10 protein-coding genes and 1 riboswitch are annotated in these 8,910 nt (G+C 63.4%); of the genes, 5 read left to right on the top strand and 5 right to left on the bottom strand.

All coding sequences use genetic code 11. The features are described from left to right. Positions 1–108: 108 nt before the first annotated feature. Positions 109–302, top strand: a riboswitch (cobalamin riboswitch). 104 nt (positions 303–406) lie between these two features. Genes ASD70_RS28005 through ASD70_RS27995 form a run of 3 tightly spaced genes read left to right on the top strand, consistent with a single transcriptional unit; the run spans position 407 to position 3,179 of the window. Then, entirely contained in the window at positions 407–1,417 is a 1,011-nt protein-coding gene (locus ASD70_RS28005) for an ABC transporter substrate-binding protein (protein WP_056848031.1), read from the top strand. Then, complete coding sequence (locus tag ASD70_RS28000) at positions 1,414–2,418, top strand: FecCD family ABC transporter permease (RefSeq protein WP_056848030.1); 1,005 nt, start codon at positions 1,414–1,416, stop codon at positions 2,416–2,418. The genes ASD70_RS28005 and ASD70_RS28000 overlap by 4 nt, the downstream gene beginning before the upstream one ends. Then, on the top strand, positions 2,415–3,179 hold the full coding sequence (locus ASD70_RS27995) for an ABC transporter ATP-binding protein (protein ID WP_056848029.1): 765 nt from the start codon (positions 2,415–2,417) through the stop codon (positions 3,177–3,179). Before ASD70_RS28000 ends, ASD70_RS27995 begins: the two co-directional genes overlap by 4 nt. Before the next feature lie 19 nt (positions 3,180–3,198). Here the strand turns inward: ASD70_RS27995 and ASD70_RS27990 are convergent, their stop codons facing one another. The 4 genes from ASD70_RS27990 to tspO are packed head-to-tail and all read right to left on the bottom strand — an operon-like array spanning position 3,199 to position 5,340. Further along, positions 3,199–3,690 carry a GNAT family N-acetyltransferase gene (locus ASD70_RS27990; RefSeq protein WP_056848028.1) on the bottom strand — a complete coding sequence of 164 codons (492 nt, stop codon included), beginning with the start codon at positions 3,688–3,690 and terminating at the stop codon, positions 3,199–3,201. Continuing rightward, positions 3,687–3,911, bottom strand: coding sequence for a hypothetical protein (locus ASD70_RS27985; protein WP_056848027.1), 225 nt, complete (start codon positions 3,909–3,911; stop codon positions 3,687–3,689). The genes ASD70_RS27990 and ASD70_RS27985 overlap by 4 nt, the downstream gene beginning before the upstream one ends. Positions 3,912–3,946: 35 nt before the next feature. Next, complete coding sequence (locus ASD70_RS27980; protein ID WP_056848026.1) at positions 3,947–4,900, bottom strand: alpha/beta hydrolase; 954 nt, start codon at positions 4,898–4,900, stop codon at positions 3,947–3,949. Beyond that, positions 4,900–5,340, bottom strand: coding sequence for a tryptophan-rich sensory protein TspO (gene tspO / locus ASD70_RS27975; protein ID WP_043047529.1), 441 nt, complete (start codon positions 5,338–5,340; stop codon positions 4,900–4,902). Before tspO ends, ASD70_RS27980 begins: the two co-directional genes overlap by 1 nt. Before the next feature lie 175 nt (positions 5,341–5,515). Between tspO and chrA the strand changes: the two genes are divergently transcribed. Continuing rightward, the gene (chrA, locus tag ASD70_RS27970; protein ID WP_056848025.1) at positions 5,516–6,715 is read left to right on the top strand and encodes a chromate efflux transporter; all 1,200 of its coding nucleotides are present in this window, start codon (positions 5,516–5,518) and stop codon (positions 6,713–6,715) included. On the opposite strand, the gene ASD70_RS27965 is transcribed toward chrA, so the two are convergent. Further along, positions 6,704–7,276, bottom strand: coding sequence for a nucleotidyltransferase family protein (locus ASD70_RS27965; protein ID WP_056848024.1), 573 nt, complete (start codon positions 7,274–7,276; stop codon positions 6,704–6,706). The two genes, chrA and ASD70_RS27965, sit on opposite strands and share 12 nt — an antisense overlap. A 292-nt stretch (positions 7,277–7,568) precedes the next feature. On the opposite strand from ASD70_RS27965, the gene ASD70_RS27960 reads away from it, so the two are divergent. After that, positions 7,569–8,909: a hypothetical protein gene (locus tag ASD70_RS27960; protein WP_056848023.1), complete on the top strand. Its 1,341-nt coding sequence runs from the start codon at positions 7,569–7,571 to the stop codon at positions 8,907–8,909. Position 8,910 lies beyond the last annotated feature (1 nt).

Genomic DNA, 8,910 nt, shown 5'->3' with positions numbered 1-8,910 from the left:
AGGTTTTTCGTTCTTGCATGGAACCTCCTGAATGGGCGAATCATATCGCCCTTAAGAGGTGTCCGGGATCATTAGGCCAGTTCAAGCTCGCTCCTACAGGGGGTGATCGCTTACCATACCGCCGCCGGTTCCCGTATGGGACTAATAGGGAATTCGAAACGCCGCCCGCGACGTCAATCGAAACTGCCCCCGCAACTGTAGGTGCCGAGCCTGCTCCCCACTGCCACTGGACCCTGTCCGGGAAGGCGGGAGCGAGGCAACGACGCATCAGTCAGGAGACCTGCCGGCCCAGCAAAACCACTAACCGGCGGGGTGTCCGGGAAGGACATCCTTGCCTGCCTGATCGGCAGCGTTCGAGGCTGTATTTCCGAGCCGTACCGCCCCTGCTGCACTCGGAGATCACCCCATGCTGCCACGCGTTACCGCCCTGATCGCAGGCTTGGGTGCCTGTGCAATGGCCCAGGCCACGCCCACCCATTACCCGCTGACCCTGGAAAACTGCGGCAGTACCCTGACCTTCCAGCACGCGCCTGCACGCAGCGTAACCATCGGCCAGGCCGCCACCGAGATGCTCTACGCCTTGGGCGTGGGCGATAAAGTGGTTGGCACTTCGCTGTGGTTCAACAACGTGTTGGCGCAGTACAAGGCACAGGACGCCACCGTTGAGCGCCTGGCCAACAACGAGCCGAGCTTCGAAGCGGTGATCGCCAAGCGCCCGCAACTGGTGGCCGCCGAGCTGGAATGGGTGGTGGGGCCCCAAGGCGTGGTCGGCACCCGCGAGCAATTCCATGAGCTGCAGATCCCCACCTACCTGCTGCCCTCGGACTGCGAAGGCAAGGACAACCTGGTGGGTGCCGACGGCACGCGTCTGGAGCCGTTCCGCATCGACACGATTTATAAAAGCATCCGCCAACTGGCGCAGATTTTCGACGTCCAGGATCGCGGCCAGCAGCTCAACGACGAACTACAGGCGCGCCTGGCCAAGTCCATCGCCACCGCGCAAGGCAAAGGCTTGAAGCAAGCCAGCGCGCTGGTGTGGTTCTCCAGCGCGGAAATGGCCAGCGATCCCTACGTGGCCGGGCACAAGGGTATTCCCCAGTTCATGCTGCAAACCCTCGGCCTGCGCAACGTGGTGCAGTCCGATGAAGAGTGGCCTGCCGTCGGCTGGGAAACCATCGCCAAGGCCAACCCGACGTTCCTGGTGATCGCACGCATGGATCGGCGCCGCTACCCCGCCGACGACCACGAGAAGAAACTCGCTTTCCTGCGCAGCGACCCGGTGACCCGCAACATGGACGCGGTGAAAAATAACCGCATCATCATCCTCGATGCCCTGGCGCTGCAGGCCAGCCTGCGTACCTTCGATGGCCTGGAACAACTGGCCGCCGCCATCGACGGCTATGACCTGCCGAAATGATACGGACCCTGCTTGCTCTCACACTGCTATTGCTCGCCCTGCTCGCCGGCGTGGCCATCGGCGAAACCGCCATCTCGCCACAGGTGGTGCTCCAGGTGCTCGCCAACAAGCTGTGGGCCGCAGGCTTCGTGCTCGACCCCATCGATGAAGGCGTGGTGTGGAACTATCGCCTGACCCGCGCCCTGGTGGCCGCTGCCTGCGGTGCAGGGTTGGCGACCTGTGGCGTGATCCTGCAATCGTTGCTGCGCAACCCGCTGGCTGATCCTTACTTGCTCGGCATCAGTGCCGGCGCGTCGACCGGCGCGGTCCTCGTCGCCTTGATTGGCGTGGGCGGCGGACTGGTGTCGCTGTCGGCGGGGGCGTTTGTGGGGGCCATGGCGGCGTTTGCGCTGGTGATCCTGCTGGCGCGGGCCAGTGGCTCGTCCAGCGGCACCGGGCAGATCATCCTCGCGGGCATCGCCGGCTCGCAACTTTTCAATGCCTTGACCGCGTTCCTGATCACCAAGTCGGCCAGCTCCGAGCAAGCCCGCGGCATTATGTTCTGGCTGCTGGGCAACCTCAGCGGCGTGCGCTGGCCGTCGGTGTGGCTGGCGGTGCCGGTGGCGATCGTTGGGCTGGCGGTGTGCCTGTGGCATCGTCGCGCATTGGATGCCTTTACCTTCGGCAGCGACTCGGCGGCGTCCCTTGGCATCCCGGTGCGCCGCGTGCAATTTGTGCTGGTGGCCTGCGCTGCGCTGGTGACGGCGGTGATGGTGTCCATCGTTGGCTCCATCGGTTTTGTCGGCCTGGTGATACCCCATGCGGTGCGCCTGCTGTTGGGCACTGGGCATTCGCGGTTGCTGCCGGCGAGCGCTCTTGGCGGCGCGTTGTTCTTGATTGCGGCCGATGTGCTGTCGCGCACCTTGATCAAGGGCCAGGTGATTCCCGTCGGTGTGGTCACGGCGTTGGTGGGCGCACCGGTGTTTGCGCTGATCCTGATTGGCCGCAGGAACGCGCGATGAGTGTGCTCAGTTGCACCGGCCTGGGTTTCAAGGTGCGTGACGCTGAGTTGCTGCGCGATATTCACCTGGACGTGCAGCAAGGGGAAACCCTCGGCATCGTCGGGCCGAACGGCTCGGGCAAATCCACCCTGCTCAAATTGCTCGCCGGCTTGCGCCCCCCGGCCAGTGGTGAAGTGCGCCTGGGCGGCAAGCGCCTGGGTGAGTTGTCGCGCCGCGCCATCGCGCAACAGCTGGCGGTGGTGGAACAGCAGGCCGACACCGACGACGCTATCCGCGTATTCGATGCCGTAGCGCTGGGCCGCACGCCATGGCTGTCGGCGCTGAGCCCGTGGTCTCGCGAAGACGACGCCATTGTCCGCCAGGCCTTGCACGACGTGGACGCTACTCACCTGAGCCACCGCGCCTGGCGCAGCCTCTCCGGCGGCGAACGCCAGCGCGTACACATCGCCCGAGCCCTGGCGCAACGGCCGCAGATTTTATTGCTCGACGAGCCGACCAATCACCTGGACATCCAGCATCAACTGGCGATCTTGAAAGGCGTGCAAGGCTTGCCGGTGACTACTTTGATTGCCCTGCATGACCTGAACCAGGCGCTGACCTGTGATCGCCTGGCCGTGCTGGATCGCGGACGATTGGTAGCGCTGGGCACGCCGTTGGAAGTGCTGACGCCAGAGCGCTTGCAAGAGACATTCGGGGTACAGGGGCATTACCTCACGGACCCGTTCGACGGCGCGCAAATACTGCGCCTGCGCCCTAGCTGACACACCTCCCACATTTGATCTACAGAGACCGGTGCATATGGGTGGTCTGCCATACAGGGTCAGCTTCCACATCCACCACCTCGAAGCCCTGCCGGATCCAGAAATCAATCGCCCCGGGCAGAAACGGGTGGGTATGCAGGTAAACCACCTCCACCCCGTCCGCCCGCGCCAGCGCCTCCAGGGAACGGTATAGCTCACCCGCCAGACCGCAGCGACGAAATGCCGGATGTACGTACAGGCGCACCACCTCCACTGTCTTGCAGCCCTGATAGTTCAACTGTGCAAAGCGGCCGTCATACGGCAGGTAACCCACCGCCGCAACGATCTGGCCTTCGGCACGAGCAATCAGAAACTGCCCGTCGCCCTGCAGGTAAATGGCTTCGAACTGCGCCAGGTCATCCGGTATCCCGGTTGCGCTGAGCTTTGGGAACAGTTCATCACGCGCCTGCAACGCGAAGCTGAGCATTTCGGGCAGATCAGCCGGGGTGACGACCTGGATTTGAGGCCTCATACCACCTCGATCCGGGTAATCCCCACCACCTGCGCCTGCTCCAGGATCTCCTCCGGCGTTGCATCTGCCGGCGGCATGATCAGGCCGTTTTCCGCGTCGCCGAAATGCAACGCCAGCAGGTGCATCGCCGCCTCATGCACAGGCAATTCAGTCTGCTTGAGGTCGAAGCTGTGAGTGCGAGGTTCATCATTGAACTGGTAGTTCAGGGTATAGGCACGCATGCGGGAATCCTTGTAAGGAGAGAAGGCGCAACTGATTAACCTGACTCAGTGATCAGCTTTTTAGTTCCCACTCGATGCAGGTGCTGCGTTATCCATTTGCGACTGTAGGCCAACACGTTGTCTGCCATCGCCACTGGAAAATGGATGAAACCATGGGCCGCCTCCGGCAGCAGATGCGCTTCTGCCCCGCCCCAGCGCTCGGCGATCAGTAGCGTGTCGTCTTTGAGCGGGTCCAACTCGCCCACGAACATCAGCGCTGGTGGCAACCCCGCGAAGTCCCCGTACAACGGCGACAACGGCGGCTGCCGACGCGCCTCATCGGTGATGCCCGGCGTCAGCAGGCGCAGCGCCTCGACCATACCCGGCCCGTCCAGCAACAAGGTGTCCGGCCCTGCCGTGCGCACGCTCAGCGTGCCGGTCAAGTCGTAGACGCCGTAATACAACACCGCGCCGCTTACCCGTTCGAGCAACTCCGGCCACTGCTTGAGCGCCAGCAACGTGGCCGCCGCCAAGTGCCCGCCGGCCGACTCGCCGACGACGAACACCGGCAGGTTGGCAAACTCCGGGCAATCCCCCAGAAGCCAGCGTGCAGCGACCAGGCAGTCTTCCAGCAGCCCTTCTATCGGCGTGTCCACCGCCAGCCGATAATCCACCGACACCACCGCTACGCCGCAGGCGTTGACCATGCCGAGGTTAAGGTCGTCATCCATCTGCGCATTGCCGATCACCCAGCCGCCACCGTGGATATCCAGCACTACGCCTTTGGGCTTGCCGCTGGGCCGCAGGATGCGCACCGGCACCGAGCCCACCTTTTTGCGTTCTGCCACGGGCGCCTTCTTCAGCGTTTGACTGACGCGCAACAACGCCTGGATCAGACGCGGCGTGACGCGGTTGCGGATTTTAAAGCGCGGCATCCACCCAAGCTTCTGATTGAAGCGGCGCATCTGGGCCCGTTCAGGCTCGCTGGCGGGCCAATGTTGGTAAGCCATCAGCGATTGTTCCGCAGGATCGAGAAGTTCAACGCCGCGGCTACGCACAACCAGGCGAGGTAAGGGAACAGGATCAAACCGGTGATCAGGTCCAGGCGCACGGCCAGCACCACCATCGCCGCCACGGTGAGCCACAGCAGCACGATAATCACCATCCCGGCCAGCAGTCGGTGGGCGCCGAAGAACACCGGTGTCCACAAGGTATTCAGGGCAATCTGCGCCGCCCACAGCGCCAGCACCATTTGGCTGCCGGGGATCAGGCTCAAGCGGTAACCAGCCCAGGCCAGCAGCAGATAGATGATTGTCCATGCCACCGGGAACAGCCAGTTGGGCGGCGTGAAGCTGGGCTTGACCAGGGATTCGTACCAGGCGCCGGGCTTGAAGATCACGCCGGTACTGGCGGCGGCGGCGCAGGCCAGGAGGAAGATAAAAAAGGTCATGGTCAGTCCTTGAGGTCGAGTGGGTAGAAAGCAACGCTATGCTTGAATGACTCAAACACCTGCGCATAAATTCAATGCATTCGCCAAAAAATACCCTCTCTTCTGCGCGTCATGAAAATTGGGTAGGGTCTGCAAAATAACGGCTACGCCTACCCCACCAGCAGAGCACCCGACCTTGGCCAACTCACCTACCGATCGCCCTGACAGCCCCTGGTCGGTGTTCCTGATCTTCCTGCGCCTGGGCCTGACCTCCTTCGGCGGGCCGATTGCGCACCTGGGCTATTTCCGCGAAGCGTTCGTCACTCGGCGGCAATGGTTGAGCGAGCGCAGCTATGCCGAACTGGTCGCCTTGTGCCAATTCCTCCCCGGCCCGGCCAGCAGCCAGGTCGGCATTGCCCTGGGCTTGTCCCGCGCAGGCTACGGCGGCGCCGCAGCGGCCTGGGCCGGGTTTACCTTGCCGTCGGCCATCGCCTTGATTCTCTTTGCCGTCGGCCTCTCGCACTACGGCACCGCCATCCCCGGTGGCGCCTTGCATGGCCTCAAAGTCGTCGCCGTGGCCGTCGTCGCCCAGGCCGTGTGGGGCATGGCGCGCAACCTATGCCGAGGTGCAGTGAAGGTCACGCTGATGCTCATCGCCGCATGCATCGTGCTGCTGGCGCCGTCCGCCTGGAGCCAGGTCGGGGTAATCACCGCCGGGGGCGTGGCCGGCCTGCTGCTGTTCAAGCCCCAAACCCATACCGAGCCCGACAGCCTGCCCATCGCCATCAGCCGCCGCGCTGGGGCCATATGGCTGGTGCTGTTCGTGGTGCTATTGGTGGGCTTGCCAATCCTGGCCGACGGGCTGCCCAATCCAGTCCTCGCCCTGGTGGACGCCTTCTACCGCACCGGCGCCCTGGTGTTCGGCGGCGGCCACGTGGTGCTGCCACTGCTGCAAGCTGAAGTGGTGCCGCCGCAATGGGTGAGCAATGACGTATTCCTCGCCGGCTACGGCGCCACCCAAGCCGTGCCCGGCCCACTGTTCACCTTCGCCGCCTTCCTCGGCGCCTCGATGACCCACGCCCCCAGCGGTTGGCTCGGCGGCATGATCGCCCTGCTGGCAATCTTCGCCCCGTCGTTCCTGCTGATCTGCGGCGCCTTGCCCTTCTGGGCCAGCCTGCGCACAAGCCCGCGCACCCAGGCGGCACTGGCCGGGGTGAATGCGGCGGTGGTTGGGCTGTTGCTGGCGGCGCTGTACCGGCCGGTGTGGACCAGCGCGATTTTCAGCGGGTATGACTTTGCCCTGGCCGTACTCGCATTGGTCGCGCTGATGGTCTGGAAGCTGCCACCCTGGCTGGTGGTGATAGGTTGCGGCATGCTCGGCGGCTTACTCGGCTAAGCCTGGCTCGACGATCCTGAGCCAGGGCCAGCGCGCCTGATAACTTCTGGCCTTGTGCAAAAACAGCTGCAGTTCGGGATGCAGTGGGTTGATGCGCAGCACACCCTGCTCCACATCTTCTAGCCCATAGGGTGCATACACCTCGCCGGTGGTGATATCCAACGCGATGCAAGTGCCCGCCACCAGGTAACGATCAACCCCCTGCCTGGCCGAGTGCAATTGCGGATAGGGCCGGCCGAATCGATCAGGGTACCAAAGGTGCACCCGCGCCTGATTCCTGACCTCCACATTCACCCCCAGGTCCTGAAACAGCCCCTGCGCCGCACGAATCACCGCGTCTTCCGCCTCGTAGGACAGGTCTGTGTCGAAGTAAAAAACATCGTAGTCCTTCACGCCCTGATCAGCCGGCAGATTCGCCTGATGATTCCACACCGCCTGGAACAGGCAACCCGCCGTGAGCATGCACTGCTGCACCCCAAGGTCCGGCAGGCGCGCCGTGATTTGGGCATTGAGCGGGTTAGCCATGGCCAATTCAATCAAGGTGTCGACAGTCAATGTCATGTTCAGTCCTCCATCGTCTGGCGCAACCATACCACCCCAACATGTCACTCCTGTAGGAGCGAGCTTGCTCGCGAAAACCCCAAACAATCGCGCAGCGCCTGAAGGCAAAATCCGATTTCCAAGCCACGCCGTGCGGCGATACTGCTTATCCCTACCTTTAGTCGGATATATCTGAGGGTACTGACGCAACGGCTAGCCTTCAGCCTAGCGTCAGGGATAACGCTGAACATTCGGTCCATGAAGGGCCAGTACGCCTCATCGTCCCGACGCTTTACCTGCTGAGGAGACGATAATGAAAATAACCTTGAAACGGGCGGCGTGCCTGGGTGCAAGCTTCACCAGCGCGCTCGCCATGGCCGATGCGGCCGGCCCGCCAGTGCTGTCCCCTGCGATCCCCTTCGACGTCACTGCCAACCCTCCCTTCACCCTGGACAACCTGCAACACGATTTCGACGTGCTTTCGTGGCAGACCTTCGTCGCCCTGAACTGGCCCGCAAAGGCCGACGGCAGCGCCGACACCTCGGTGAAGATCGGCGCGCCGGGGCAGACGGTTTGGGAGTCGTGGAAGGAGAGCTACGCGATTTTCCTGCCCCAAGGCCAGAAGCCGCTCGCCTGGGACCAGGCCACGCCGCCGCCCGCCGCCTGCCAAGGCAAAGGTAACCTGCCCGTACTGCAACAGATGGGCAAGGTCGCCGGTGTGCTCGACGAATTCATCCAGCCGTTCAAGACCGGCCCGCTGGTGGACCAGGACGGCACCTACACGCGCAACGCGATCATGGTCAACCAGCCGATGTTCAACGACATCGTCAACAATGGTCTCTACAGCCAGGAAGGCCAGCAGGCTTTCTTTACCAAGGCCGACAACCGCATTGCCTTCTCCTGCGGCACGAAGGAGACCCAGCAGGTCGGCGCGATCATGGTCAAGTCGGCCTGGAAGGTACTCAGCGGCAACGACAACCCGCAGGACTTCCATGCCGTCGACGCCTTGGTCTACACCCCCGGCAACACCGACCCGAATACCGGCGCGGTAATCCCCGAGTCGTGCAGCGCGCAGAAGGTCGGGCTGGTCGGCCTACATATCGTGCACAAGACCAAAGATGCGCCGCAGTGGGTATGGTCGACCTTTGAGCACGTGCGCAACGTGCCGGAAAAGACCACGCCGATGAACGAGCGCAAGGGCCCCTACCTGTTCTACGACGCCCAGGCCAGCGACCGCCCGATAAACGAGCCGCCACCGCGGCCATGGGACCCGTCGAAGAAAGCCACGCCGTCGCAGATCGTGCGGGAAATACCGCTCACCGTCGCGACCCACCAGCTCAACGCGCAGTGGCAAGGCGCGCTGAAGGGCACGGTCTGGGCCAACTACCAGCTGATCAGCACCCAGTGGCCGACCGCCCCCGCCGATGACTGCCAACTGCCGTCGCCAACCAACCCGCTGGGCACACCTGCCCCGTCCTTCCTGGCCAACGCCACCCTGGAAACCTACAACCAGGGCACCACGCCACAGGCCTCGTCCAGCTGTATGGAATGCCACAACAACGCGACCACCCGGGTGACCCAGTCCCCGCGCACCAGCTTCGCCGATTTCACCTTCCTGCTTGAACGTGCCCAATCCACTGGCGCCAAGGAGTGAT

Source organism: Pseudomonas sp. Root569, from assembly GCF_001427465.1.
Lineage (GTDB): Bacteria > Pseudomonadota > Gammaproteobacteria > Pseudomonadales > Pseudomonadaceae > Aquipseudomonas > Aquipseudomonas synxantha.
Note: the sequence above shows the minus strand (reverse complement) of the source record. Positions and strands in the feature narration are given on the sequence as shown.